Origin of the sequence: Halobacillus sp. A5 (assembly GCF_024189315.1) — a bacterium.
In the GTDB taxonomy this organism is placed as follows: domain Bacteria; phylum Bacillota; class Bacilli; order Bacillales; family Halobacillaceae; genus Halobacillus_A.
On sequence record NZ_JAIZEO010000001.1, the window covers coordinates 760,580 to 786,339 of the forward strand.

Consider the following 25,760-nt stretch of genomic DNA (forward strand, 5'->3'; position numbering starts at 1 on the left):
CTACTCACCTCCGAACAGTTCCATCAGCCCTTGCATTGTAACAAGCATCGTTTCAAATAAATTCTGAATCAGCATAATGTAAAAGGTCATTGCGATAACTAATACAAATAAAGCAACAAATATCTTTAAAGGAAGTCCAACAACAAATACATTTAACTGAGGTACTGTTCTCGCTATAATCCCTAAAGCTACGTCTACCAAAAACAAACATCCGACAATGGGAACTGCCATTAAAAATGCAATGACAAACATTTGATTGAAAGCTTCAATTATGTAAATTATCCAATTCTCATCTTCGATTGGCAGCAGCTGATCAAGCGCAATCAATTCATAGCTGTAAAAAACGCCATCAATCATTAAATGGTGGCCGTTCACTGCTAAAATAAACAATAACGTTATCGTATACATATATTGACCAATCAAAGGACTCTGAGCTCCAGTTTGAGGATCAATAACATTAGCTATGGCAAAACCCATTTGAAAGTCAATAAACCCACCTGCAATTTGTATGGCTGCCAGAATAATGTATGCCAGCAGACCAACTGCTAACCCTACAGCTGCTTCCTTAAATAACAATAAAAAATAAGAAGAGTCCACACTTAATGAAGGAATTTCGATAGTAAAATACATTAACGCTGCCAGAAAGAAGCTGAACCCTACTTTATGCTGGGCAGGCATATTACGATAAGAAAAAATGGGCAGTGTCACAAAGAAAGAAGTAATTCTTACGAAAATTAGTAAAAATGCTGGTAGATTGATTGTACTAATATATTCAAGCATACTATCCCACCAGCATATTTAAGTTTTCAAAGACACGCACTGTAAAATCAACCATCGTAGTTAACATCCACGAGCCGAAGAAAACCATTCCTATAAGAACTGCAACAATTTTCGGAATAAATGCTAAGGTTTGTTCCTGAATCTGAGTGGTCGCTTGAAAAATACTAACAATTAAACCAACTGCAAGTGCTAAGATCAACAAAGGACCCGAGACCAGCAGTACAGTGTAAATACCTTCCCTTGCAAAAGATAGAACCATCTCTGTTGTCATAATTAACCAACCTCCATTACCTGTTTAAAATCCATCCAGCAATGATTTGGATATTAAGTACCAGCCATCGACGAGTACAAAAAGCAGAATTTTAAATGGTAAAGAAATCATGACCGGCGGCAGCATCATCATTCCCATCGACATGAGCACACTGGCTACTGCCATATCAATAACCAGGAAAGGTACAAATATCATAAAACCCATTTGAAAGGCCGTTTTAAGTTCACTAATGGCAAATGCCGGAACCATTGTGGTCAGCGGGATATCTTCAATTGTTTCTGGTTCTTCCATTTCAGAATATCCCATAAATAATTCTAAATCCTTCTGCCTCGTATGCTCAGCCATAAATTCTTTCATTGGCACACTGGCTTCTTCGTAAGCTTCATCTAAGCCAATTTCTTCATTAAATAACGGCGTCAATGCTTCCTCATTCACCTCTTGAAAGGTTGGAGCCATAATAAAGAAAGTTAAAAACAAGGCAATTCCAATGAGTACCTGATTAGGAGGCATTTGCTGCGTAGCCAGAGAGGTCCTTACAAACGATAGAACAATTAAAATCCTTGTAAAGCTTGTCATTAGAATTAATATTCCAGGTGCAAGTGACAATACAGTCATCAGAAGAAGCAGCCTAACTGACGTCGCTACATTCTCAGGGTCAGAGCCAGAGAAGATGTCTACAAATTCACTCATTAAGTATCATCCTCTCTGTTTGAAAGTGACTTTCTTTTACTCCTCATTTCTTTTAACTGTTGTTCAAATAAGTTTTGAAATTGGACAGTAGACGCTTTTTCTGTAGAGCTGGATCGACCTTTTTTCCTGAATATTTTTAGTTGATCTGCTCCTTTGCTCATCAGTTCTGAATCTTCGTTTTTATTTAGATTCTCTATTGTTTTACTGTCAGTGATTTCTGTAATTAGATCAATAGAATCGCCTACTCCAACTACATAATATTTCTCACCGATCCGTACAGCCTGCAATGAACGATTTGGTGCCAGCGTAATGCCTCCGAGTGTTTCCATGGTTTTGTTTTTTTGGAACAACTTATTCCGTTTGTTAAATAACTTTAACAAACCATAAATTAATGCAAGTACAACAAGTAAAGCAAAAATGAGCTTCAAAATATTCCAGACTAAAGAGGTGGATTGATCAGAGTTTTGATCACTTTCAACTTCCTCCCCTTCAAGGCTGCTTGACCCACAGCCTTCCAGCTCCGGATTTTTTGTACATTCAGTAACAGAAGGCGCGGCATGCAGCGGTAATTCATATATACCCAGTAAACTAACAAATAGTGCGGTGATGACTGCAATAAGTATTCGCTTCATGTTGTTCATCCTAACCAAGCTGTTAATTGAGCGCTTTTTGAATAGCTTCGATAACGCGGTCTGCCTGAAAAGGTTTAACTATAAAGTCCTTTGCCCCAGCTTGAATCGCATCAACTACCATGGCTTGCTGGCCCATGGCGGAACACATAATAATTTTTGCGTCCGGATGATGAGCTTTAATTTCTTTTAATGCCGTGATCCCATCCATTTCAGGCATTGTGATATCCATTGTTACAAGATCGGGCTTATGTTCTTTATACAGTTCTACCGCCTTCTGTCCATCTTCAGCTTCCCCTGCAATTTCATACCCATTTTTCGTTAGAATATCTTTCACCATCATTCTCATAAAAGCTGCATCATCAACTATTAATATACTTTCTGACATTTCCCATTCCTCCTAAAACATTACTTTAATTTCTTTAATCGATCTCTTGGGCTTAAAATATCCGTAACACGCACTCCAAAATTCTCGTCGATTACAACGACTTCACCTTTTGCCATCAGCTTCTCATTCACATGAATATCAACGGGCTCACCAGCGAGCTTGTCGAGCTCAACTACGGATCCAGAAGACAGTTCTAATATCTCTTTAATTGTTCTTTTCGTTCTCCCTAACTCAACGGTCACTTTTAATGGAATGTCCATTAACATGTCTAGATTTCTTTGTTCTGTGTTATTTAACTGGATATTCTCAAAATCAGAAAACTGAGCCGTCTGTACACTCGAGTTGTTCAAATGCTGCCCCCCTGCGCCGCCTAATAAGCGGGGGTCTCTTGATTCCTCTACTTGTGTAGTAGGATTTCGCTTCATATTTTTAGTTGTCTGCTTCTCTTCCGCTTCCTGTGATTTCACCTCTGTTACAGGTTCTTCCTGTGGAAGAGACTCTTCTTCCGGCGGGTTTAAAAGTTCGTCGACCAATTCTTTAGCAAAATTAACGGGAAGCAACTGCATAATACTTGAATCAATTAAAGTGCCCACCTTTAAATTAAAAGAGACTTTAATGAGCTGTTCATCATCTGGTATTTGTTCAGTTCCCTTGTTTTCTTCCAGGTTTAAAACATTAATGGCCGGGGGAGAAATATCGACTTTTTTATTAAATACGGTCGACATGCTTGTTGCAGCTGACCCCATCATTTGGTTCATAGCTTCCTGAACAGCACTTAGATGGATTTCATTCAGGTCATCGTCAGGTGTTGTCCCGTCTCCTCCTAACATTAAATCGGCGATGATAGCCGCATCAGGATTTTTAATGACAAGCATATTTTCCCCGGAAAAGCCGTCAGTGTAGTTTACATTTATTGCAACATGCGGCTTAGGAAATTCCATTCCCAGTTCAGAACGTTTAATCGTGGAAATTGATGGTGTTGTTATTTCAACTTTCTGGTTAAGCAAAGAGGATAGAGCTGTTGCTGAACTTCCAAAAGATATGTTCCCTATTTCACCCAGCGCATCTTCTTCTAGACTTGAAATATATTCTTTTACTTCAGTTTCTTCCCTGGATGCAGCCTCACCTTCTTTACTATCCGAACCGCTTCCGTTTAATAGTGCATCAATCTCATCTTGAGACAGCATGTCATCACTCATCAAATCCGGCACCCCCCTGGTACTCATTTAAAACTTGAACAGCCAGCTTATTCTTCACTTTTCCTGGCTGAATATGGAACTTCTCTTCTTCATCAATTCTTAGTTTCATAGGATCGTCAATTGACTGGTTGAGCTGAATCACATCATTGTGATCCAGCATTAAAAATTCTTCAATTGACATATTCGCTTCACCCAACACAGCCCCTACATCTACTTCGGCCTGTTTGACTGTTTTTGATAACGCTTCTAATTCCTTCGGATCACTTTCCTTAGGCTGTTGCGTCTGCATCCAGTAGTGTACAGACAATTTCGGTATAATCGGTTCAAGGACAACATGAGGTATACAAATATTGATCATCCCGGTTGTTTCCCCAATAGAAGTATTTAAAGTTACCACTACTACTGTTTCGTTAGGCGAAACCATCTGCAGAAACTGAGGGTTTACTTCCAGTTCTTCTAATACAGGGTCTACATCGATAATTGAACCCCATGCTTCTTGGTAGTTTTCTAGAGAATTCTCAAATAACTGCGTCATGATCGTCGTTTCAATTTCAGTCAGATTTTCTACTTTGTTAACACTGCTGCCCTTACCACCGAGTACACGATCAAGCATGGAGTAGGCAATATTAGGATTCGTTTCCAGCAGAATCCGTCCTTCCAGAGGATGAACGCTGAAGATATTTAAGATCGTCATCGTAGGTATAGAACGAATAAATTCCTCATAAGGCAGTTGATCAACTGAAGCTACACTAATATTTACGTATGTTCTCAATTGTGCAGAAAAATAGGTTGTTAATAATCTTGCGAAATTCTCATGTATTCGAGAAAGACTTCTAATTTGATCCTTTGAAAAACGAAGAGCCCTCTTGAAGTCATACACTCTGACTCTCTTTTCATTATCTTCAGCTTTAAGTTCTTCTGCATTCATTTCCCCTGTTGATAACGCAGAGAGCAGGGAATCTATTTCTGTTTGGGACAGTACTTCTTCTGCCAAAAAACACTCACCTCCACCTGTTTATACATTTTTCTATCCTTTTATTGAAGAACTTTATCGACTGTATACACCTCAGTAATCTGCCCTTCAGTCATGAGCTCATTAAGTCTCGCTTTCACTTCTTCTTCTAAGTTATCGAGATCGGAACTGAAATCCTTCCCTTCCATCGTTGCCATCTCTTTAATTAAGATGTTCTGCATCTGGAAATCCCGCTTTTCGAGTTCATTTAATGCATCTTCACTATCTGTCACTACCCGAAAACTAATGCGGACATAATCCCCGCCTTCGATATCAGTAGTTATATCTTCAGTGGTCATGGAAGACTCTACAATTTCATCAATATCTCGTTCTCCGTCAGCTTGCCCCTCCGACATATTCAGCACTAAAACAAGAGCAGCTGCTCCAAGTACAGTGATGGTTCCCAGGATAATCATCATCGTTTTAAAAATACTATTTTTCATCCTCATCACCTGCCTTGTTTACAATTCTTACTAAACCAATTTCCCTGTAAAAGCGTTTTAAGTCTTTGATCACCGCTTCACCTGAATCTTTCACGACAAAACTCTTTCCTTGAGTGGTCGTAATTGTTGTATCAGGGTTACAATGAATTCTTTCTATGTAAATTGGATTAAAATAGAACTTATCCCCATTTAACCTCGTCAATGAAATCATGAGTGTTGGAGGACTCAATGAATGAGTCCTCCTGCCCCCTTCACTATCGTTTTAAGTTTGTAAGCTCTTGTAATATCTCATCTGAGGTAGTAATGATTCTTGTATTCGCCTGAAAGCCGCGCTGGGCAGTGATCATTTCAGTAAAGGATTCAGCTAAGTCCACATTAGACATTTCCAGAGAGCCAGATACCATTTCTCCAGTACCGTTTTCTCCTGCCGGTGATAAGTCATCCAAATTACTTAACACCCCATCATCCGCCATTAATCCTGCGTTATCCGTATTCTGATAAGTACTGCCCCCTACCTTTTCCAACCCTTCAGGGTTAGAGAAATTAGCCAGGCGGATTTGACCTGCCGTCTGCGGGTTTCCTCCTTCGTCTACAAAACTCACCGTGCCGTCTGATTGGATGTTAAAGCTTTGAGCATTTTCAGGAATACGGATCACCCCGGCTTCACCACTTGCCTCAAAATCATCACCGTCGCCGCCTTCGAATGCTTCGCCTACAAGATATTTACCATCTCCGTTAACAATCGCTCCCTCTTCATCTAAGTAAAAGTTACCAGCACGAGTAAAACTCGTATTCAAATCTTCAAGACCATCCTCTCCGAAAGTTCCATCTGTATCAATGGTCTCTCCATCTCGTCCTTCTGCAAGAACAAACATACCATCCCCCTCAATAGATAAATCCAAAGGGCGGTCTGTCGTTTGTCTGTTTCCCTGGGTGTGTACATTATCGATGGAGCCTAATTGTGAACCTAAACCAACTTGAGAAGGATTCGTTCCTCCCCGGAGATTATTCCCGTCTGCTCCCTCTATAGCGCCTTGTGCACCTGAGACAGACTGACTCATCATGTCTTGAAACGAAGCTCTTCCTTTCTTAAACCCACTCGTATTTACGTTGGCGATATTATTACCTATCGTATCTAAAGAAGTTTGGAACCCTTTCATTCCTGATACACCTGAATACATTGAACGCAGCATTACACGATCTCTCCTTTAATTTTTAATTACCTACTTCTGTCGGTCAGTAAGTATAAAAGGCTTCCCTGTATGGGTCCGGCCTATTATTCTAAGATGATCGTTCCATTGATGTTTGTGAAAATTTGAGACTTGGATTCTTCTTTATTCATTGCAGTCACTACTGTATTATTTTTGTTACTTACAACTAAAGCTGAATCATTGAGAATAACCAGGGAATCAGTGACACCCTTATTTTTTGCTTCATGAACCTTTTTAGAAATTTGTTTCCATTGCTGGTCGTCTATTTTTATATTTCGGTCTTTCAACCTTTTTTCAGCGTGTTTACTCAAATGCAGTCCGCTGGCTTCTTTGAGAACATCTTCAAATTTTGTGTTAGTTTTTGATTGGAATTTCTTAGTGTTTGTAACAGGTAACGGTTGATGAACCTGATGTATTCTTGGATCCATGCCCATTCCTTCTTCCTATTCTTTCGGTTCTGTTACTTTCGTTATGTCTTCAATCGACACTTCTTCCCCATTTGATAAAACTAATGAAGTAATCCCATCTTTCTGACTTACTGAATCGACTTGTCCATTGTTATAATCTTCAACAGTATCTGTTTCTTCGTCATATACGGGATAAGTTACTTCTTTACCGATTAATCCGCTGTACTGGACGACCGGGAGCGAATTTTGACTCTCAGTAAAGTCGGTCATTGTAGATGTCATATTTGTCATTTGTTCAAGGCTTGAGAATTGAGCCATTTGTGAAACGAATTCTTTATCCTCCATAGGGTCGAGAGGATCTTGGTTTTGTAATTGAGCCATTAAGATTTTCAGAAAATCATCTTTCCCCAAGTCATCACTTCCAGATTTCTTCGGAGGCTGATTATTTAGGTAGTAAGAAGGATCAATGCTTGTCATTTTTTCACCTACACTTTCTCATTAACTAATAGCTCCTTAAAAGTTAAAGAACTTTCTTCAGAAGAAGATTCTTTCTCTTCATCACCTTTATGCTGGTGAGAAGAACCTTGATCTTTAAATTCTCCTGTTCCTTTTTCCTCTTGTGATTCGAACTGGTCCCCTGCATTCATTTCCCCCTTCTCTACAGCTACTTGCTGAGGAGAAAACATATGCCTTAATTGGTTCATGTTACTTTCGAGCATTTCTTTAGCTGCTTGAGTCGTTACCGTTATTTTTACAGTCATTTCTCCATTCATCTGCATAAGCTTTACGTTCATATCACCAAGCTGCTGAGGTTTAAGTCGTAAATTCATCTCTGCCTGACCGCTTCCTTTTTGAAACATACGACTGGATTTAACGAGCTGTTCGAATTGCTCCATAAATTGATTTGACATCATAGACTGGGGTTGGTTCTTATTCATATGGATAACAAATTGTTCCACCTTACTCATTGATGTCTGCAGGCTTCCACTTTGAGCTGCCCCCATTTGCTCCGTGTTGGAGTTTCTGGTCATCGGCTGAGCTGCCCATAAAGCAATGTCTTTATTTCTGACAGTAGATTGCTGTTGATAGCTGAATGGCATCGATTTTCGATCTGAGTAATTTTTCACTAAATGCGCGAAAAGCTGCTGTTGTTCATTGCTGCCTTGTCTGCTCAATTGAGTAATCTTCTCCTGGAACGATTCTCCATCCTTTGACTTACCGGCTAGCCTTGTCACCTGTTCTAAAATCTGCTTAAGCTGCCCCGTCATTTTTTGATCAAGTAATTCTGGACGTATGGCGCCATTAGGCTGCTTCTGATCAATGAGCTGAGTAGAAACCTTGTCAAACTTACTCCACATCTCCTTGAGCTGTGATAATACGGATTGATTTTCAGAAGTCTTTACATCTTCTAAGTGATTCATTCCAGTAGTAGACTGAAGCAGTTGATGAATAGATTTTTGTACTTCCGTGATATTTTTTTCACCGGCACCTAAATTATCACCAATACTTTCCAGCTTAGTCATAAGCTCAGATTGATCACTTTCATTTAATTTCTTGAACTGAGATTCATCCATCTGTAATAAAACTTGCAGTTCTTCAGGAACCCCTTCTTCCATCCACATCGAAGCTTTAGAAGGGTCAAGTTTACTAATGATAGATGTTACTTGATCAGCGCTTAGATCCACCGTACCTTCATCTAGTGATATGTTCAGTTCTTCCATCATTTTTTTAATTGAAGATAATAAATCCTGCAATTCTTTATTATTCGATAGGTCGCCTTCGCCTTGATTAAAGCTTTCAAGCGTTTCTATGAACGACGCCATACCTTCAGCTTTCTTCGTTGACCTGGGTTCGGTTTGCTGAATAATATTTTTATGCTTCTGCGGCATAAGCTGAGCCGTCATTTCCATTTCGTTCACCTCCTTTCAATAGTTATCATTAATAGGAATCTGTCATTAAACTAGTTAATTCCGCTGCCGTCTCAGCATCCATCACACCTAAAATCGCTCCACGCTGATCACTTTGAATACGCTCAAGCAGGGCAATGGCTATAGTCTCATCCATATTTTCAATAATAGGTGCAGCCTCTTCTTCGTCCATTTCTTGAAAGGCTCTTGCCATATCCTCTGTCTGATCTGAGTCTTCATTATCCTTTTCCTCGGCTGATGGTTCCAGGTCATACTCTAAATTCTCTATGGTATGATTTAGTTCTTCAATAGTCGATTCTTTATCACTGTTGTCTGCTTCTAATTGTTCAATTTCTGAGTTATTCTCTGCTATTGTGGCTTCTAATCTTTCAGTAGATCCTTGCACATTCTCTTCTTCAGAAGTTGGGAACCACTCAGAAACAACAGGAATTTGGCTTGCTGTATTTTCTGCTTTCTCAAATACATTAATCCCCATAAAAAGAAGCACCACGATTACCAAAGTTAAAGTGAACACAACCGGCACTACAATGATCATAAAGAAGCTCTGTATAGGGGTTTTTTTTGATTTCTTCTGTTTTGCCATGCAATCACCTGTTTTTATAATTTAAAAATTGTCTCACTGATAACTCATCCATAGATTTACTTTCCTCTGCTTTGTTCCATGCAGATCTTTGCTGGAGCCTCCGGTCTATGAGACTCTCATATTTCTTAACTTCGATGTGAGCAGTCGAAAGCACTTCATGAGCTGACTCCATGTCGGTTCTTGCTTTATGTACCGTATTTTGCAGATCATTTATCTGCTGTTCGAGCTGTTCTACAAATCGTTCGTGCTGCATAAAGACCTCTGCTTTTATAGAGGAACCCGAAAGCTCTTCATCAAAGCGTAAATCCTCAGTTTCTTTTCTTTTAAGTAGTTCATACATTTGGGTAGCTACCGACTCAAAATGGTCAATATGTTCCTGATAAATTTTTTGTTTTTGTTTTTTTTCACGTTCCTGCAAATCTTTAACTTTATAAAACGTTTGAAGAGATGTCATTGCAGTAACCTCCTAGTCAAAAAGCTGTGAAAGATTTTTTATAGATTGGTCGAAACTAGATTTTTCATTAACATCCTGCTTTAGAAATTTCACAATTGAAGGTTGATATTTTATCGACTCATCAATCGCTCTGCTGCTTCCCCGTTTGTAAGCTCCTATTTGAATAAGTTCACTATTTTCTTCGTATGTAGCTAGTAGAGATCTAAGCTTATCAGCCGCTTTTTTGTGGTCATTGTCAATAACCTGGTTCATGACACGGCTGATTGATTTCAAAACATTAATAGCAGGGAATTGACCCTGTTCAGCAAGTTTCCGATCTAAAACGATATGACCGTCCAGTATGCCCCTGACAGCGTCTGCAATGGGTTCATTAAAATCATCTCCATCCACTAAAACAGTATAATAAGCGGTAATCGTACCCGCCCGGCTCTTACCCGTCCGTTCGAGTAGTTTTGGTAATTCAGCGAAAACTGAAGGAGTATAACCTTTTGTAGTCGGAGGTTCACCAGTTGCAAGTCCAATCTCACGCTGCGCCATGGCAAAACGAGTAATCGAATCCATCAGCAAATTGACATTGTACCCTTGTTCACGAAAATATTCACTTATGGCTGTAGCTGTATACGCTCCCTTCACTCTCATCAAAGCCGGTTGATCTGAAGTAGCCACTACTACGATTGATCGTTTCAAGCCTTCCTCACCCAGGTCGTTTTCTATGAATTCCCTCACTTCCCGGCCCCGTTCCCCAATAAGAGCAATAACATTAATATCTGCTGAACTATTTCTTGAGATCATGCCAAGAAGAGTACTCTTTCCTACACCACTGCCGGCGAATATACCAATCCTCTGCCCTTCACCAATAGTAAGCAGCGTATCAATTGCTCTGACTCCCACTTGAATAGGATTTGATATAGGAGGTCGATTTAAAGGATTGGGAGGAAGCTGTTCTGTAGGGTATGCTTTCAACCCTTTAGGCAATGGCTTCGTGTTCAACATTTCTCCCATAGGGTTTATTACCTGTCCAATCAAGCCTTTACCTGCTTTAATATGCAAAGGCTCTTTAGTGGCCTCAACTAGGCTTCCCGGACCTATTTCTTTTAGTTCAGAAAAAGGCATTAACAGGAGATTTTCTTGTTTAAAACCAACAACCTCGGCTGCAATTTTCCTCGTTTCAGAAATAGCAGGGGTATGAATATAGCACAAGTCACCCACACTCGCTTCAGGCCCTTTTGATTCCACCATTAATCCAATAACTCTTGTAACCTTTCCAAAACGCTTATATGCATCAAAATTTTGAACTGATTTTAAATAGAAATCTTTATTCATCATTCTTCTCCTCTAGCGCGAGCTGATGAAGTCTTTCTCTTAGTTCCTGTAGCTGAGAACTTACCTCAGCATTGATCTGACCAAATGGAGATTCAATAATACACCCGTTTCTTTCAACAGTTTCTTTCATGATTATATGGAGTGAAGAATGATAGTCTATTATGGATGCAAGTTCTTCTTTTTGAGAGTGAATGATTTTATAATCATCGGGGTGAACATATATTTTAATTTCAGGCTGATTATAAACTTCTTCTATAGCTTTCTTAACGATTTCAGCGATACAGTCTTTGTTCTGCTCCAATTCCTTATTAATAATTTTTTCTGAGCATGCAACAGCGATTTCAATAATCGCTTCTTCGGTTGAACTAATTTCAGTTAAATAATCCTGGCGGGCCAGCTCTGCTAAATAATTTATTTCATCTATTTTTTCACTATAAGACTGTACCCCCTTTTGTTCCCCTCTCAAAAAACCCTCCTGGTAACCTTTCTCCTCTGCCTGTCTCTTAACATAATCCTTTTCTTTTCTCCATTCTTTCTTTTCCTGTTCAATCAATTGCCTTGCCTCCTGTAACATATCCTCAGCTTGACGTTCAGCTTTCAGCAATTGTGTTTTACTCTCCGCAAGTAATTGGCCGGCCTGCTGCTGAACATCTACCGAAGGATGACGTTTCTCATCAGCTACGGGCTTGATTTCAATGACACGTCTGTTGTTATACAATGATGTCATCTCCTCCGCCTCTGGCAATTACTATTTCTCCAACATCCTCTAAGCGCCGGATGGTGGATACGACCCTTGTTTGTGCTTCTTCAACATCCCGGAGTCGTACAGGTCCCATAATTTCCATTTCTTCTTTGAATGTATCAGCCATTCTCTCTGACATATTGTTAAATACAAGCTCTTTTACTTCCTCGCTGGAAACTTTCAGTGAGAGACGGAGGTCATCATTTTCAACTTCACGAATGACTCTCTGTATTGCTCTATTATCAAGGGTGACAATGTCTTCAAATACAAACATGCGCTTCTTGATCTCTTCGGCGAGCTCAGGGTCCTGGATTTCCAGAGCATCTAGAATGGTTCGTTCCGTACTTCGGTCCACCCCGTTTAATACTTCTACAACCGCCTGAATCCCTCCCGTTTCTGTATAATCATGGGTCACAGTTGCGGAAAGCTTTTTTTCAAGAATGCTTTCCACCTGGCTTATAATCTCTGGAGAAGTGGAATCCATAGTTGCAATCCGTCTGGCAATATCCGCTTGTAATTCCTGCGGCAGTTCTGAGAGAATCTGACCTGATTGAGCAGCATCCAGATATGAAAGAACCAGCGCAATGGTTTGAGGGTGTTCATTTTGAATGAAATTTAAAATTTGGCCGGGATCCGCTTTACGAGCAAAATCAAAAGGCTTAACTTGAAGGGACGAGGTTAACCTGCCGATTATATTTGATGCTTCTTCTTCACCAAGCGCTTTTTCAAGTACTGTTTTCGCATACCCTATACCACCCTGCGAAATATAATCCTGGGCCAGAGCAATCTGGTGAAACTGATCCATTATTTCTTCCTTCTGCTTCGCATCTACTTTTTGTACTGATGATATTTCCAGGGTTAATCTTTCCATTTCTTCTTCTGTTAAGTGTTTATATACTTGAGCTGCCACATCAGGACCAAGAGAGATAAGCAGAAGAGCTGCCTTTTGCTTTCCTGATAAACCTGCTTGTTGATAGGCCATTTAGGTCCCTCCTTAATCTTCTGCAATCCATGAACGGAGCAGCTTGGCGAAGTCTTCGGGCTTTTCTTTCGCCATTCGTTCAAGCTGTTTTCTTTTCACAGTTGATTCTGATTCTTTTTCTTCCATATTAGGTACAGCTGCAGGTGCCGGTTGCTCTACGACTTCTTCAAAAACGTAATCTTCCTCTTCCTCCCCGCTTCCCCGTCTCATGAGTTTCCAAATAACAAGGATGACCATCACCAGGAGCACGCCCCCTGCAATGTACACCCAAAGTGGTAAACCTTCAGATTCAGGAGTAGTCTGCTGGCTGCCTTCAAATTCTTGAAATACAATCGAAGCTTTTTCTGCTGTATCGATTTCTTCTTCATAGCTTCCATCAATTGAAGTAGTGATCATCGAATCAATCATTGATTGTATACTTTCTTCAACTGTGGCCTGTTCCTGCTGGGAAAGCATTTCTACTTCACCTTGTGCATTTTCACCTTTAGATGAGTCGACTGCTACTTGAATTCCCATATCTCTCACTTTAAATGGGCTTTCCTGAATATTCCGCTGGATGTGGTTAAATTCATTATTCACAGTTTCCTTGGACATCTCATAATCCCCGCTGTCCTCACCATCTTCCGCCTCATATCCAGGTACGTCTTCATCGCCGGTCCCTGCTGTGCCGCCTTCGGGAGTACCGCCTTCATAAGCTTCTTCTATCCTCTCCACACTTACCGGCAATCCTTCCATAGTTTCTTCGTCGACTGGCTCAACCAGTTCTTCTGTACGATTTTCTTGTGTAAAATCGATATCTGCTGTAACAGAAGCAACTACTTTATTCTGACCCACCATAGTACCAAGCATTTTCTGAATTCGCTGTTGAATATCTCGTTCTATGTCTTCTTTTACACCTTGCTGATATGTATAAGCATCTGAACTATTTGCATTTTCTGAATTATTTGTATCAAAATAGTTGAAATTTTGATCCATTATGACGATATCATCTTTAGATAGGTTTGGAACTGACTTAGAAGCTAAGTTATAAAGTGTTTCAATTTGTTCATTTTGAATGTCATGACCAGGCGTCAAAGTCAGGACTATAGAAGCTGTAGCCGTCTGCTCGGTATCTGAAACAAACACTTCTTCTTCAGGTACATTGATCATAACGTCCGCATCCTCAATTCCTGATATACCTGTCATTAATCCTGATAATTCTGACTGCATGGCGTCTAGTTTTATCACATCAAATTCATTATCAGTCATCCCCCAGGAAACATTATCGCTAAAAAAACTGTAGTCAATATTTCCGCTGTCAGGGATACCGGAGGCTGCCAGGTCTACTAATAATGATTCTGCTTCGGCTTCAGGTACAGAAATCGTCGTACCTCCCGAATCAAGTTCATAATTTACACCTCTGGCGTCAAGTTCCTCTTTGACCTGCCCTACTTCCTGCAAAGAAAGATCCCTGTAAAGTGGGACCATATTTGAGCTGGCTGCTAAAATGCTTGCTGCGGACAACACAATAACGAATGCTGCAGCAGCTCCAATAAAGAAACCTTTTTGCTTTTTACTCCGCTCTTTCCAAAACGTTGTGATTTTACGTTGATAATTTTTAAATTTTTCTTTCATAATTGCCCCCACAAAAAGCAGAAGATTCGAGAATGTGTTTAATACTTGAAATTAACTATAGGATCATACCTGCATTCTCATAATTTCTTTATAAGCATCTACTACTTTATTTCTAATTTCTACTGAAGTTTGAGTGGTAATACTGGCTTTTTCAGAGGCGATCATTACTTCGTGTAAATCATCGACTTCACCATTTGCCAGACCTTTAGTCATCTCATCCGAAGCCTTATTGGTGCTGTTTACATTCTCTATTGCATTTTTTAAATGATCGGAAAACTGAGAATGTGCCTCAGCAGGCGAGCCTGACACCGGCGCAGCTGACTGTGGGGCTTGAATTGAATTACTTGGAATTGGATTACTGGTAACCAACCTAATAACCTCCTTTACTGTTTACCGATTTCTAATGCTTTCATTAACATACCTTTAGAGGCATTTAATGAAGTTACATTGGCTTCATAAGATCGTGTTGCGCTCATCATATCGACCGTTTCTTTTAATGGATCAACATTAGGCATTTCTACATATCCTTCTCCATCAGCATCCGGATGGTCCGGGTTGTAAACTTGTTTAAAGGGTGTTTCATCATCCTGGATCTCAGAAGCTTTCACTCCGCCTTTTCCCGATGAATCATTTCCTGACTGGGCTTTTTCTAAAAAAGAACTAAATGACTGGTCTTTAGGCTGCAATTCAACCATTTTTCTACGATAAGGCTCCCATTCTCCGTCTTCATTTTCTGTAGCACGTGTAGAATCAGCGTTCGCCATGTTGGAAGAAGCTGTATCCATTCGAAGTCGTTGAGCTGTAAGACCGCTGGCACTAGAATTAATAGAGTTAAAAATACTCATACCTAATTCCCCCCTTGAATGACACTTTTCAGACTGTTAAATTTACCACTCATTCGGTCAACAAGTGCCTGATATTGAATTTGGTTTTTAGCAAGATCGTTCATTTCTTTATCAATATCCACGTTATTTCCATTGTGATTATATGTAGTGCCCTCTTTGCGTACTGTTCGTATGTTATTCCCTTCTGTTCCGGTAAAAGGCAGATGCCGCTCATTTGTCCTTTGAGCTTCCATTCCGCCCATCTCACCATTAAGCACATCTTTAAAAGCGACTTCCTTCGATTTGTAACCCGGAGTATCTACATTTGAAATATTATCGGAGATTGCTGAATTTTTTTTAGTAGATAAGTTTAACGAGTTTTCTAATGTGGTAAAGGTATCATTAAACAGCTTCATGTTTTCCCCCCTGTATTTAGACATAAATTGACAAGCAGCCAAACTTTATTTTATGCAAAGTTTGGTAAAGTGTCCATTATAATATTGGTAATTTTTATTTAAACGAACAAACACAACTTTACTACTAGTAAAAAAGACTCAATAAGTCGGATAATATTTCTATTTGTCGAAAAAACTACTATAAAGAACATTATTACATAATTACTCAGTAAAATAAATTAGAATTTCAAACATATTAAAAAAGCTACAAAAGGAGGACAAATGAGGTCCTTTTGCTTTAGTATTTAGAAATTACTTCCACTAATCTAGGCCTTACTTAATAATAAAATTAATTGTTATTAATGGTGATATTTGCTCAAATAATATCTATCCAGCATGTTTAAAGTAAAATCTGATTTCGAGATAAATATAAAAACGGTTCAGTCAGCAAGACTCTTTTACCCTCCCTCTTCAATAATAAGCAAGCAGCAGGATATAACTCGCCCAATGTAAAAAAGCAGTTCCCGAATTCGGGAACTGCTTTTTATTAATTGGTGCGGAGCTTTTGTAGTTCTACTAGAAAATTGTTGTTTAGTACTTTAATATAAGTACCTTTCATACCAAGAGATCTTGATTCAATAACGCCGGCACTTTCCAGCTTACGAAGGGCATTAACAATGACCGACCGGGTGATCCCCACTCTATCAGCTATTTTACTTGCAACCAGCAGACCTTCATTACCTTCCAGTTCTTCAAAAATGTGTTCAATTGCTTCTAATTCACTATAGGATAATGAACTGATAGCCATCTGTACTACCGCTTTGTTACGCGCTTCCTGTTCAATCTCTTCGGTTTTCTCATGAAGTATTTCCATTCCTACAACAGTAGCCCCGTATTCAGCTAATAATAAATCATCTTCGTTAAAGCTTTCATTTAAACGACTAAGGATGAGTGTCCCCAGGCGCTGCCCTCCGCCAATAATCGGAACAATGGTGGTTAATCCTTCTTCAAAAAGCTCCTTGTTTTCTACTGGAAAAGCAGTATATTCACTATTAATATCCAGGTTTGGAGTGGTTTCCTGTATGTTAAATAGATTTTGAGTGTATTCCTGAGGGAAACGTCTCTCGGAAAGCATAGCTTTCATTCTTTCATTTTCAATCTCCTGCTTGATGGCAAAACCCAGCAGTTTACCGCGGCGGCTCAGGACGAAAGTATTTCCTCCGATTACGTCCCTTAATGTGGCAGACATGTCATTAAAGTCCACCGATTTCCCTGTAGTCTTTTGAAGCATTGCATTAATTCTTCTTGCACGGTTTAATAATTCCATTGTGCTTTTCCTCCTTACAAATTCTAAAGTATAAATCTGCTTAAATCTCTATTTTTAACAATTGTAGATAGTTTACTTTCTACATATTGAGGGGTTATTTCTATAGTTTCTAGTGTTACATCAGGCGCCTCAAAAGATAAGTCCTCAAGAAGCTTTTCTAAAATTGTATGCAGGCGTCTGGCTCCAATATTATCGGTTTCCTGGTTAACCTCATACGCAATTTCAGCTAGTCTGGTTATAGCATCGTCAGAAAATTCAACCTTTATACCTTCCGTTTCAAGAAGTGCTGTATATTGTTTCAGCAAAGCGTTTGAAGGTTCTACTAAAATACTCCGAAAATCTTCCACCGATAACTTTTTCAATTCTACCCGAATAGGGAAGCGCCCTTGTAATTCAGGAATCAGGTCTGAAGGCTTTGCCATATGAAACGCGCCGGCAGCAACAAATAAAATATGGTCTGTTGAGACGGGACCATATTTTGTTACTATGGTTGAGCCTTCAATGATCGGAAGGATATCTCTTTGTACTCCCTCTCTGGAAACATTCGCCTGATTTTCACCTTTCGCGGCAACTTTATCAATTTCATCAATAAAAATCATGCCTGACTGTTCCACTTTTTCAACTGCTTCCTGTCCGATTTCATCCATATCCACCAGCTTCTGGGCTTCTTCCTGAGTTAATATTTTTCTAGCTTTTGAGACAGGAAGTTTTCTTTTCTTCTTCTTCTTGGGCATAAACTGACTAAATGCATCCTGCATGTTCATACCCATTTGCTCCATTCCCGAACCCTGGAGCATGTCAAACATAGAAGATTGAGACTCTTCAATTTCTACCGTCACCATATGATCTTCTAATTCACCCAGTTCAAGCTGATGTTTTATACGGCTTCTTTTCGATTCTACTTCACTATCCTCACTGTTTTGATCGGATTGCGGAGTATCCTCGTTCCCTTGTTGAAAAAGCATTTCAAACGGGTTCTTCATTGTGCTGGCCTGCTTTTTCTTAGATGGAACGAGAAGTTTAACCAATCGTTTGTTGGCTTGTTCTTCCGCACGGGCTTTGACGGCTTCCATTTTTTCTTCTTTAACCATTCGCACGGCCATCTCTACCAGATCACGTACCATCGACTCAACATCCCGGCCCACGTAGCCTACTTCGGTAAACTTAGTTGCTTCAACTTTTACAAACGGAGCACCTACAAGCTTAGCCAGCCTCCTGGCTACTTCCGTTTTCCCAACCCCTGTCGGCCCCATCATTAAGATATTCTTAGGAACGACTTCATTCTTTAAGTCATCGGTCAACTGCATACGTCTATAACGGTTTCTTAAAGCTACAGCTACTGATTTTTTTGCATCTGTCTGCCCTATAATATACTGATCGAGACGTTCGACAATTTGTTTAGGTGTTAAATTCATGGACACAGCGCAAGCCTCCTATTCCAAAACCTCTAACGTAATATTGTTATTTGTAAATACACAAATTTCGCCTGCTATCTCTAAAGCGGCCTGAGCGATTTCTTCAGCTGATTGGTCAGGTGAATACCTCTTTAATGCACGACCTGCACTAAGTGCATAGTTTCCTCCAGAGCCAATAGCGAGAATACCGTCATCCGGTTCTATTACTTCACCAGTACCAGAAACTAAAAACATCTTCTCCTTGTTCATCACAATTAACATGGCTTCGAGTTTTCTGAGAACCTGATCACTGCGCCATTCTTTTGCCAGTTCTACAGAAGCTCGTGCTAAATTGCCGTCATAGGCCTCAAGCTTCGCCTCAAATTTTTCAAATAACGTAAATGCATCAGCAACTGACCCTGCGAACCCGGCTAGAACCTGACTGTTAAAAAGCCTTCGAACTTTGACTGCTTTATGTTTCATGACAACTTGATTACCAAGAGTCACCTGTCCGTCACCACTCATTGCTGCTGTGCCGTTGTGCTGTACTGCGAATATAGTTGTTGCATGAAATTGATGCTCCATTCCATCACCTCATCTATTTATTAGCGCGAGGATGACTATTCATGTAAACATGCCGCAGTCGATCCTTCGTGACGTGTGTGTATATCTGCGTAGAAGATAAATGCTCATGACCAAGTAATTCCTGCACTGAACGGAGATCCGCTCCTTCATTAAGCAGATGTGTAGCAAATGTATGTCTCAGCTTATGAGGATGAATATCTACGGTTAATGCAGCGTCCTCGACCATTTTATTTAAAACAGTGCGAATCCCCCTTGCTGTTAAAGGTCCGCCTCTTGCGTTTAAAAAGATACGGTTCGTACCTTGCGTTTTTTCACTTTGCAAATCAGGTCTTCCTTCTTTTAAATAAAGTGAGAGAGCTTCAGAAGCAAATTGACCGAAAGGCACATATCTCTCTTTCCGTCCTTTACCTCTTACAAGGAGTGTAGAAAGAGAAAAATCAATGTCACTAAACACAAGCTGTTCACATTCACTCACCCGCATGCCGGTACCATACAGCAGTTCAATTAAAGCCTGATTACGCTGGCCTAAAGAAGTCGTCGTATCACTTACTTCAAATAAGTATTTCAGTTCTTCTTCATAGAAAAATTGCGGGATTGGGTTCGTAGTTTTTGGCATCCTTATATTCAGAAAAGGGTTGCTGTTCAATTGTTTTTCCCGTTCTAAAAAGCGGTAAAAACTTCTTAAGCAGGATAGCTTTCTAGAGATACTTCTTCTGGAGAGCTGATCACTATGGAGCTGGGATAAGTAAATTCTAATTACAGAATAATCAACCTGCTTCAATGATGATATTGCTTCGCCCTGCAAAAAATTCATAAAATGCAGGAGATCCTCTTTATAATTCGTTATTGTTAAAGGAGAAGCATTCTTTTCAATCTGCAAATATTCTAAGAATAAATTTTTTTGGCTTTTGATTTCACTATCGTTCATAATTCACCTCACAAAGCGTCTAAATTTTATCACACTATTCACTATAATAACAATTCATTTAATAAAATTGTAATAAAATTCTGAATTGTTTAAGGTTCATTTATATTATTATACGGCTAATGAAACCAAAAATAAACGTTTACAAATAATTACTGTCAAGTAATTATTCTTACCAAACCGTAATTATAGCTTTCAAGTGAAGAGGTGTCAAACAATTTAGTATCCTTTTCATAAAAAAAACCTGCGCCTCTCTTGCGACGCAGGTTTCTCATCATCAGGATTGCTGTTCTTCTCTGTAATCACATTCGGTACATTGAATTTGTGTTCCTTTTTTAGACTTTTTCTCCACGAGTAGGGATTCACACTTAGGACAAGGTCTTGAAATCGGCTTATCCCAGGATATAAAGTCACATTCAGGAAATCTTTCACACCCAAAGAACTTGCGGTTTTTCTTACTTTTTCTTTCAACCACTTCCCCTTTTTGACACTTAGGACAAGTAACATCAATTTTCTTTAAGATGGGTTTCGTATTGCGGCAGTCAGGGAAATTTGAGCAGGCAAGAAATTTCCCATACCGGCCCATTTTATAAACCATTTCATGGCCGCACTTCTCACAATCTATCCCGGCAGGCTCATCTTTAATTTCAACGTGCTCCATTTCTTCCTCAGCCTTTTCAAGTCTTGGCTGGAAGCCTTGATAAAATTGAGAAATAATTGAAACCCAATCCTGTTTGCCATCTTCAATAGAGTCCAGGTCATCTTCCATATCCTTTGTGAAATCAACATCAATAATTTCAGGAAAATACTCCCTTAACTGTTCTAAGACGATTTCACCAAGTTCAGTAGGAACAAACCTTTTATTGTCGAGGGCGACGTATCCTCTACGTTGAATGGTATCTAAAGTCGGTGCATATGTGGAAGGTCTGCCTATTCCAAGCTCTTCCAGCGTTCTAACTAATCGAGCTTCTGTATAACGTGGAGGAGGCTGAGTAAAATGCTGATTAGGTTTAATAGCTTCGGCCTTTACTTTCATACCTTCTTCTAATGGAGGCAGAAGCTTATCTTTCTCTTTCTTATTATCATCATTACCTTCCACATACACTTTCATAAAACCTTTAAACTTGACTTCAGATCCAGTTGCTCTAAATTCAACACCTTCATTATAAAGGTGGACAGTCATTGTATCTAATACGGCAGGCGCCATTTGACTTGAAATAAATCGGTCCCAAATCAACTTATATAAACGGTACTGGTCCCTAGATAGAATGCTCTTCATCGATTTGGGGTCTCTGTCAGCACCTGTGGGACGAATAGCTTCGTGAGCATCCTGGGCTCCGCCCTGTTTCTTCTCATTATTACTTTTGGAAAGATACTCACTGCCAAAGTTGCCTTCAATATAAGATTTCGCATCAGCTTTAGCAGAATTAGAAAGTCTGGTTGAATCCGTACGCATGTACGTGATTAAACCTGTAATCCCTTGTTTTCCTTTTAAGTCAATTCCTTCATATAGCTGCTGAGCAACCATCATCGTCTTCTTTGCTCTAAAATTAAGTTTACGTGCAGCTTCCTGCTGGAGTGAAGAGGTTGTAAAGGGCTGAGACGGGTTTCTTCTTCGTTCCCTTTTGTTCACCTTCTCTATAGTGAATTGATCACCCTTCATCTGTTGTTGTATTTCTTTAACATCTTCTTCAGACTTGAGTTCTTTTTTCTTTCCATCTACTCCGTAGAATGCTCCTTCGAATTCCTCTTTGTCTTTTAGGAAGTCTGCTTCAATTGTCCAATATTCTTCCGGTTCAAAGTTTTTGATTTCATTTTCTCGATCAATAATAATTTTTACGGCTACGGACTGAACCCGTCCTGCACTTAAGCCTTTTTTTACTTTTTTCCATAGTATTGGACTTATGTTATAACCAACAAGCCGATCTAGAATCCTCCTGGCCTGCTGAGCATCCACTAAATCCGAATCAATGGTTCTGGGCTGCTTAAACGAGTCTTTAATTGCATCCTTTGTTATCTCGTTAAAAACAACCCGGCATTCAGATTTATCGTCGATGTCCAAGCTGTGGGCTAAATGCCATGCAATAGCCTCCCCTTCACGGTCGGGGTCAGCAGCTAGATATACACGTTTAGCCTTTTTAGCAGCTGTCTTTAATTCTTTAAGTACGGGGCCTTTCCCGCGTATTGTTATATACTTAGGCTCAAATTCATTTTCAACGTCGACACCCATTTGACTTCTTGGTAAGTCTCGTACGTGTCCTAATGACGCTTTAACTTTGTATTTTTTTCCAAGATATCGTTCAATCGTTTTTGCTTTAGCAGGTGACTCAACGATTACAAGATAATCTGCCATGTAGTTTCCTCCCATAGAGGTATTTCTGTTTAATTATATATATCACAAATCTTCCCTATTATTAAATAGATTGAAACCGTTTGTCAAACTTACTTTTTAATTTTATAGATATCTTGATCCGTTTTATCCCTTTTTTAAACGTTTTTTTTAAAAAATTTAATTTTTCTCACAGTAACCCTGGAGAATATCCTCATAGCTCTGCACAAGCTTGGCTCCCTGCTGAATAATGTAATGACACCCTTCACTTGTTGCTGCACTTACTGGTCCAGGAAGTGCATAGATATCACGACCTTGTTCGAGGGCTTGATCAACCGTGATTAGTGATCCGCTTTTAAGGCGGGCTTCAACAACCAAAGTTGCTTCAGACAAACCTGAAATAATTCGGTTTCTTTCTGGAAAATGATATTTTTTCGGAGGGGTGTCGGGTGGATACTCACTTAAGAGAAGCTGGTGTTTCGCCAGCTGTTCGAACAACCTGTAATTATTTTTGGGATACGGATAATGAAACCCTGAACCAAGGACCGCAATTGTAGTCCCTCCATTAGATAAAGCAACCTTATGAGCAAGCTGGTCCACACCCATGGCCATACCGCTCACTATATTAAAATCTGCCTTGACAAGGGGGGTAAGTATTTTTTTCATAACGGGGTATGCATAATTAGAAGGAGTTCTTGTTCCAACTACACTTAAGTTTAAGGGGAGATGAAGAAGAGAAGTATTACCTAAAGCATAGAGGACTAGGGGAGGGTCTGGAATGGTGCGTAACTGCACAGGATATTCACTGTCAAAATAAGTAATATAATGATAATTTTTTTTATTTATGTCGAGTTTCTTCATTATATTAGGGTTTGTTATAAATTGAATTATTTTATAGGATTTTGAAGGAGGGATGCTGATGATTTGTGCAAGATGTTCAGGAGCTGTGCGTCCCAGCGACGAAAGCAGTCCTTCTACTTTCAATATCTTTCTTAATAAAGAACGTGTTACATCAGGGCATTCATGTAATGCTATTAATTTATCTCGTAGATTGTTCATTACTCGTCCTCATTTCACTTATAATAATAGGTAAACCGCGCCCTGCATAGGGCACGGTTTGATTTAAATTAATGAGTTTTGCAAGTTTCAAAAAGATTTTCTTTTTTCAAAACGTCAATTAGTGTCTCACCCATCACTGAAGGTGTTTCTGCAACTTCAATTCCACATTCATTCATGACGCGGATCTTTTCATCTGCCGTTCCTTTACCACCGGAAATAATCGCACCCGCATGTCCCATACGTTTTCCTGGAGGCGCTGTACGGCCGCCGATAAAGCCTACTACAGGTTTATCCATATTGGCCTTTACCCACTCAGCGGCTTCTTCTTCAGCCGTACCGCCGATTTCCCCGATCATAATAACTGCTTTCGTATCATCATCTTCATTAAACGCTTTAAGCACGTCAATAAAGTCCGTACCGTTGACAGGGTCTCCGCCAATACCAACGGCCGTAGATTGTCCAAGACCAGCTTCAGAAAGCTGATGAACAGCTTCATAAGTTAGTGTACCTGAACGAGATACAACGCCTACATGACCTTTTTTATGGATGTACCCCGGCATAATGCCAATCTTGCACTCATCAGGAGTGATGACACCAGGGCAGTTCGGACCGACCAGACGTGTCTTCTTCCCTTCCATATAACGTTTCACTTTAACCATATCCAAAACTGGAATATGCTCGGTAATACAAATCGCCAGGTCCATCTCGGCATCTGTTGCTTCCATAATAGCATCTGCTGCAAATGGCGCAGGTACATAAATAACAGAAGCTGTAGCTCCAGTCTTCTCGACAGCTTCAGATACAGTATTAAATACTGGTATACCTTCTACTTCTGTTCCACCTTTACCAGGAGTTACCCCGCCGACAATCTGCGTTCCATATTCGACCATCTGTTTCGTATGAAAAAGGGCTGTTGAACCAGTAATCCCTTGTACTATTACTTTTGTATCCTTATTAATATATACACTCATTCCATTCCCCGCCTTTCTACTTCACTAGTTCTACGATTTTTTGGGCACCGTTTGCCATGGAATCTGCTGAAGTAATATTTAGTCCAGATTCATCAAGAATTTTCTTACCAGCTTCTACGTTAGTTCCCTCTAGTCTTACTACAAGAGGAAGTGTTAGTCCAATTTGTTTCGTAGCTGCAACTACACCTTCAGCAATAATGTCACACTTCATAATTCCACCGAAAATATTGACGAAAATTCCTTTTACATTATCATCGGAGAGAATAATTTTGAACGCTTCTGTTACTTTTTCTGTAGTTGCTCCGCCTCCAACATCTAAGAAGTTGGCGGGATCTCCTTTATAGTGCTTAATCGTATCCATAGTAGCCATAGCAAGACCTGCACCATTAACCATGCAGCCGATGTTTCCATCAAGTGCAATATAGCTTAAGTCGTATTTAGACGCTTCGATTTCTTTTGGATCCTCTTCGTCTAGGTCACGCAGTTCAGCTACATCTTTTTGACGATACAGCGCATTATCATCAAAATTTAATTTAGAGTCTAATGCGATAACATCTCCGTCTCCAGTTGTAACTAGTGGATTAATTTCTGCGATGGAGCAATCCTTTTGCACGAAAACATCATAAAGTCCGAGCATAAATTTAACCGCTTTACCAAGCGCTTCTTTTGGAATGTTAATGTTAAACGCTAAACGGCGTGCCTGGAAAGGTGTTAATCCTGTTACAGGATCAATAACTTCCTTAAAGATCTTCTCAGGCGTTTTTTCTGCAACTTCTTCAATCTCTGTACCGCCTTCTTCAGAAGCCATCATTGTTACCTTACTAGTCGCGCGGTCTAATACTAATCCGACATAATATTCGCTCTTAATGTCGCATCCTTCTTCGATTAGTAAGCGCTTAACTTCTTTACCTTCAGGACCGGTCTGATGGGTTACAAGCGTTTTACCCAGTATTTCGTCAGCGTATGTACGCACTTCGTCAAGATTCTTGGCAATCTTAACTCCACCGGCTTTTCCACGTCCGCCTGCATGGATTTGTGCTTTTACAACAGTGACACTGCTATCCAGCTTTTTAGCTGCTTCAACGGCTTCATCCACCGAATATGCCACATGGCCTTTTGGCACTGGTACGCCAAAATCGCTCATAATTTGTTTTCCTTGATACTCATGAATATTCATGTTTCATCCTCCCATCAAATTTCACTGCATTATCATTGTATAAAAAAACAACAACAATTGTCCACACTAACCTGTTTTTCTGTCGAAAAATTCAAATTAGTTTACAGACACAACATTA

At 39.7% G+C, this 25,760-nt stretch carries 30 protein-coding genes; all 30 read right to left on the reverse strand.

The window, feature by feature from the left end; all coding sequences use genetic code 11:
• On the reverse strand, positions 1–780 hold the full coding sequence (fliR, locus tag LF822_RS03985) for a flagellar biosynthetic protein FliR (RefSeq protein WP_253922658.1): 780 nt from the start codon (positions 778–780) through the stop codon (positions 1–3).
• 1 nt (position 781) lies between these two features.
• Positions 782–1,051 carry a flagellar biosynthesis protein FliQ gene (fliQ, locus tag LF822_RS03990; protein ID WP_253922659.1) on the reverse strand — a complete coding sequence of 90 codons (270 nt, stop codon included), beginning with the start codon at positions 1,049–1,051 and terminating at the stop codon, positions 782–784.
• A gap of 24 nt (positions 1,052–1,075) precedes the next feature.
• Positions 1,076–1,741: a flagellar type III secretion system pore protein FliP gene (gene fliP / locus LF822_RS03995; protein ID WP_253922660.1), complete on the reverse strand. Its 666-nt coding sequence runs from the start codon at positions 1,739–1,741 to the stop codon at positions 1,076–1,078.
• Positions 1,741–2,373 carry a flagellar biosynthetic protein FliO gene (locus tag LF822_RS04000; protein WP_253922661.1) on the reverse strand — a complete coding sequence of 211 codons (633 nt, stop codon included), beginning with the start codon at positions 2,371–2,373 and terminating at the stop codon, positions 1,741–1,743. The genes fliP and LF822_RS04000 overlap by 1 nt, the downstream gene beginning before the upstream one ends.
• 22 nt (positions 2,374–2,395) lie before the next feature.
• Positions 2,396–2,758, reverse strand: a complete 363-nt coding sequence (locus tag LF822_RS04005) for a response regulator (protein ID WP_253922662.1) — start codon at positions 2,756–2,758, stop codon at positions 2,396–2,398.
• 20 nt (positions 2,759–2,778) lie between these two features.
• Positions 2,779–3,957: a flagellar motor switch phosphatase FliY gene (gene fliY / locus LF822_RS04010; protein ID WP_253922663.1), complete on the reverse strand. Its 1,179-nt coding sequence runs from the start codon at positions 3,955–3,957 to the stop codon at positions 2,779–2,781.
• Positions 3,950–4,951, reverse strand: a complete 1,002-nt coding sequence (gene fliM / locus LF822_RS04015; protein WP_253922664.1) for a flagellar motor switch protein FliM — start codon at positions 4,949–4,951, stop codon at positions 3,950–3,952. Before fliM ends, fliY begins: the two co-directional genes overlap by 8 nt.
• 41 nt (positions 4,952–4,992) lie before the next feature.
• Positions 4,993–5,412: a flagellar basal body-associated protein FliL gene (gene fliL / locus LF822_RS04020; RefSeq protein ID WP_253922665.1), complete on the reverse strand. Its 420-nt coding sequence runs from the start codon at positions 5,410–5,412 to the stop codon at positions 4,993–4,995.
• Positions 5,402–5,641: a flagellar FlbD family protein gene (locus LF822_RS04025; protein ID WP_371925822.1), complete on the reverse strand. Its 240-nt coding sequence runs from the start codon at positions 5,639–5,641 to the stop codon at positions 5,402–5,404. Before LF822_RS04025 ends, fliL begins: the two co-directional genes overlap by 11 nt.
• Positions 5,642–5,666: 25 nt before the next feature.
• Positions 5,667–6,605, reverse strand: coding sequence for a flagellar basal body rod protein FlgG (gene flgG / locus LF822_RS04030; protein ID WP_253922666.1), 939 nt, complete (start codon positions 6,603–6,605; stop codon positions 5,667–5,669).
• Between the two features lie 83 nt (positions 6,606–6,688).
• Complete coding sequence (locus LF822_RS04035; protein ID WP_253922667.1) at positions 6,689–7,051, reverse strand: TIGR02530 family flagellar biosynthesis protein; 363 nt, start codon at positions 7,049–7,051, stop codon at positions 6,689–6,691.
• Between the two features lie 15 nt (positions 7,052–7,066).
• Entirely contained in the window at positions 7,067–7,507 is a 441-nt protein-coding gene (gene flgD / locus LF822_RS04040) for a flagellar hook assembly protein FlgD (RefSeq protein WP_253922668.1), read from the reverse strand.
• A gap of 8 nt (positions 7,508–7,515) precedes the next feature.
• A complete protein-coding gene (locus LF822_RS04045; protein ID WP_253922669.1) occupies positions 7,516–8,940 on the reverse strand; it encodes a flagellar hook-length control protein FliK in 1,425 nt (474 codons plus the stop codon).
• A 28-nt stretch (positions 8,941–8,968) separates the two neighbouring features.
• The gene (locus LF822_RS04050) at positions 8,969–9,541 is read right to left on the reverse strand and encodes a MotE family protein (protein WP_253922670.1); all 573 of its coding nucleotides are present in this window, start codon (positions 9,539–9,541) and stop codon (positions 8,969–8,971) included.
• Between the two features lie 4 nt (positions 9,542–9,545).
• Positions 9,546–9,995, reverse strand: coding sequence for a flagellar export protein FliJ (fliJ, locus tag LF822_RS04055; protein ID WP_253922671.1), 450 nt, complete (start codon positions 9,993–9,995; stop codon positions 9,546–9,548).
• A gap of 12 nt (positions 9,996–10,007) precedes the next feature.
• Positions 10,008–11,318, reverse strand: a complete 1,311-nt coding sequence (gene fliI, locus LF822_RS04060; protein ID WP_253923456.1) for a flagellar protein export ATPase FliI — start codon at positions 11,316–11,318, stop codon at positions 10,008–10,010.
• A complete protein-coding gene (gene fliH, locus LF822_RS04065; RefSeq protein ID WP_253922672.1) occupies positions 11,311–12,036 on the reverse strand; it encodes a flagellar assembly protein FliH in 726 nt (241 codons plus the stop codon). The genes fliI and fliH overlap by 8 nt, the downstream gene beginning before the upstream one ends.
• On the reverse strand, positions 12,029–13,042 hold the full coding sequence (gene fliG / locus LF822_RS04070) for a flagellar motor switch protein FliG (RefSeq protein WP_253922673.1): 1,014 nt from the start codon (positions 13,040–13,042) through the stop codon (positions 12,029–12,031). Before fliG ends, fliH begins: the two co-directional genes overlap by 8 nt.
• A 12-nt stretch (positions 13,043–13,054) precedes the next feature.
• The gene (gene fliF / locus LF822_RS04075) at positions 13,055–14,656 is read right to left on the reverse strand and encodes a flagellar basal-body MS-ring/collar protein FliF (RefSeq protein WP_253922674.1); all 1,602 of its coding nucleotides are present in this window, start codon (positions 14,654–14,656) and stop codon (positions 13,055–13,057) included.
• 63 nt (positions 14,657–14,719) lie between these two features.
• A complete protein-coding gene (gene fliE / locus LF822_RS04080) occupies positions 14,720–15,025 on the reverse strand; it encodes a flagellar hook-basal body complex protein FliE (protein WP_253922675.1) in 306 nt (101 codons plus the stop codon).
• Positions 15,026–15,039: 14 nt separating this feature from the next.
• A complete protein-coding gene (flgC, locus tag LF822_RS04085; protein ID WP_253922676.1) occupies positions 15,040–15,501 on the reverse strand; it encodes a flagellar basal body rod protein FlgC in 462 nt (153 codons plus the stop codon).
• A 2-nt stretch (positions 15,502–15,503) separates the two neighbouring features.
• A complete protein-coding gene (flgB, locus tag LF822_RS04090; RefSeq protein WP_253922677.1) occupies positions 15,504–15,896 on the reverse strand; it encodes a flagellar basal body rod protein FlgB in 393 nt (130 codons plus the stop codon).
• A gap of 526 nt (positions 15,897–16,422) precedes the next feature.
• Positions 16,423–17,202: a GTP-sensing pleiotropic transcriptional regulator CodY gene (gene codY, locus LF822_RS04095; RefSeq protein ID WP_253922678.1), complete on the reverse strand. Its 780-nt coding sequence runs from the start codon at positions 17,200–17,202 to the stop codon at positions 16,423–16,425.
• Between the two features lie 23 nt (positions 17,203–17,225).
• Positions 17,226–18,623, reverse strand: coding sequence for an ATP-dependent protease ATPase subunit HslU (hslU, locus tag LF822_RS04100; RefSeq protein WP_253922679.1), 1,398 nt, complete (start codon positions 18,621–18,623; stop codon positions 17,226–17,228).
• A 12-nt stretch (positions 18,624–18,635) separates the two neighbouring features.
• A complete protein-coding gene (hslV, locus tag LF822_RS04105) occupies positions 18,636–19,181 on the reverse strand; it encodes an ATP-dependent protease subunit HslV (protein ID WP_253922680.1) in 546 nt (181 codons plus the stop codon).
• Positions 19,182–19,194: 13 nt separating this feature from the next.
• A complete protein-coding gene (xerC, locus tag LF822_RS04110) occupies positions 19,195–20,109 on the reverse strand; it encodes a tyrosine recombinase XerC (protein ID WP_253922681.1) in 915 nt (304 codons plus the stop codon).
• A 274-nt stretch (positions 20,110–20,383) separates the two neighbouring features.
• On the reverse strand, positions 20,384–22,459 hold the full coding sequence (topA, locus tag LF822_RS04115; RefSeq protein WP_253922682.1) for a type I DNA topoisomerase: 2,076 nt from the start codon (positions 22,457–22,459) through the stop codon (positions 20,384–20,386).
• Positions 22,460–22,615: 156 nt separating this feature from the next.
• Complete coding sequence (gene dprA / locus LF822_RS04120) at positions 22,616–23,494, reverse strand: DNA-processing protein DprA (RefSeq protein WP_253922683.1); 879 nt, start codon at positions 23,492–23,494, stop codon at positions 22,616–22,618.
• Between the two features lie 68 nt (positions 23,495–23,562).
• Entirely contained in the window at positions 23,563–24,465 is a 903-nt protein-coding gene (gene sucD, locus LF822_RS04125; RefSeq protein WP_253922684.1) for a succinate--CoA ligase subunit alpha, read from the reverse strand.
• A 16-nt stretch (positions 24,466–24,481) separates the two neighbouring features.
• Positions 24,482–25,642, reverse strand: a complete 1,161-nt coding sequence (gene sucC, locus LF822_RS04130) for an ADP-forming succinate--CoA ligase subunit beta (RefSeq protein WP_253922685.1) — start codon at positions 25,640–25,642, stop codon at positions 24,482–24,484.
• Positions 25,643–25,760 lie beyond the last annotated feature (118 nt).

Coding starts and splice junctions, on each gene's coding strand:
- fliR (WP_253922658.1), bottom strand. CDS start 780: ATGCTTGAATATATTAGTACAATCAATCTACCAGCATTTTTACTAATT.
- fliQ (WP_253922659.1), bottom strand. CDS start 1,051: ATGACAACAGAGATGGTTCTATCTTTTGCAAGGGAAGGTATTTACACT.
- fliP (WP_253922660.1), bottom strand. CDS start 1,741: ATGAGTGAATTTGTAGACATCTTCTCTGGCTCTGACCCTGAGAATGTA.
- LF822_RS04000 (WP_253922661.1), bottom strand. CDS start 2,373: ATGAAGCGAATACTTATTGCAGTCATCACCGCACTATTTGTTAGTTTA.
- LF822_RS04005 (WP_253922662.1), bottom strand. CDS start 2,758: ATGTCAGAAAGTATATTAATAGTTGATGATGCAGCTTTTATGAGAATG.
- fliY (WP_253922663.1), bottom strand. CDS start 3,957: ATGAGTGATGACATGCTGTCTCAAGATGAGATTGATGCACTATTAAAC.
- fliL (WP_253922665.1), bottom strand. CDS start 5,412: ATGAAAAATAGTATTTTTAAAACGATGATGATTATCCTGGGAACCATC.
- flgG (WP_253922666.1), bottom strand. CDS start 6,605: ATGCTGCGTTCAATGTATTCAGGTGTATCAGGAATGAAAGGGTTCCAA.
- LF822_RS04035 (WP_253922667.1), bottom strand. CDS start 7,051: ATGGATCCAAGAATACATCAGGTTCATCAACCGTTACCTGTTACAAAC.
- flgD (WP_253922668.1), bottom strand. CDS start 7,507: ATGACAAGCATTGATCCTTCTTACTACCTAAATAATCAGCCTCCGAAG.
- LF822_RS04045 (WP_253922669.1), bottom strand. CDS start 8,940: ATGGAAATGACGGCTCAGCTTATGCCGCAGAAGCATAAAAATATTATT.
- LF822_RS04050 (WP_253922670.1), bottom strand. CDS start 9,541: ATGGCAAAACAGAAGAAATCAAAAAAAACCCCTATACAGAGCTTCTTT.
- fliJ (WP_253922671.1), bottom strand. CDS start 9,995: ATGACATCTCTTCAAACGTTTTATAAAGTTAAAGATTTGCAGGAACGT.
- fliI (WP_253923456.1), bottom strand. CDS start 11,318: ATGAATAAAGATTTCTATTTAAAATCAGTTCAAAATTTTGATGCATAT.
- fliG (WP_253922673.1), bottom strand. CDS start 13,042: ATGGCCTATCAACAAGCAGGTTTATCAGGAAAGCAAAAGGCAGCTCTT.
- fliF (WP_253922674.1), bottom strand. CDS start 14,656: ATGAAAGAAAAATTTAAAAATTATCAACGTAAAATCACAACGTTTTGG.
- flgC (WP_253922676.1), bottom strand. CDS start 15,501: ATGAGTATTTTTAACTCTATTAATTCTAGTGCCAGCGGTCTTACAGCT.
- flgB (WP_253922677.1), bottom strand. CDS start 15,896: ATGAAGCTGTTTAATGATACCTTTACCACATTAGAAAACTCGTTAAAC.
- codY (WP_253922678.1), bottom strand. CDS start 17,202: ATGGAATTATTAAACCGTGCAAGAAGAATTAATGCAATGCTTCAAAAG.
- hslV (WP_253922680.1), bottom strand. CDS start 19,181: ATGGAGCATCAATTTCATGCAACAACTATATTCGCAGTACAGCACAAC.
- xerC (WP_253922681.1), bottom strand. CDS start 20,109: ATGAACGATAGTGAAATCAAAAGCCAAAAAAATTTATTCTTAGAATAT.
- topA (WP_253922682.1), bottom strand. CDS start 22,459: ATGGCAGATTATCTTGTAATCGTTGAGTCACCTGCTAAAGCAAAAACG.
- dprA (WP_253922683.1), bottom strand. CDS start 23,494: ATGAACAATCTACGAGATAAATTAATAGCATTACATGAATGCCCTGAT.
- sucD (WP_253922684.1), bottom strand. CDS start 24,465: ATGAGTGTATATATTAATAAGGATACAAAAGTAATAGTACAAGGGATT.
- sucC (WP_253922685.1), bottom strand. CDS start 25,642: ATGAATATTCATGAGTATCAAGGAAAACAAATTATGAGCGATTTTGGC.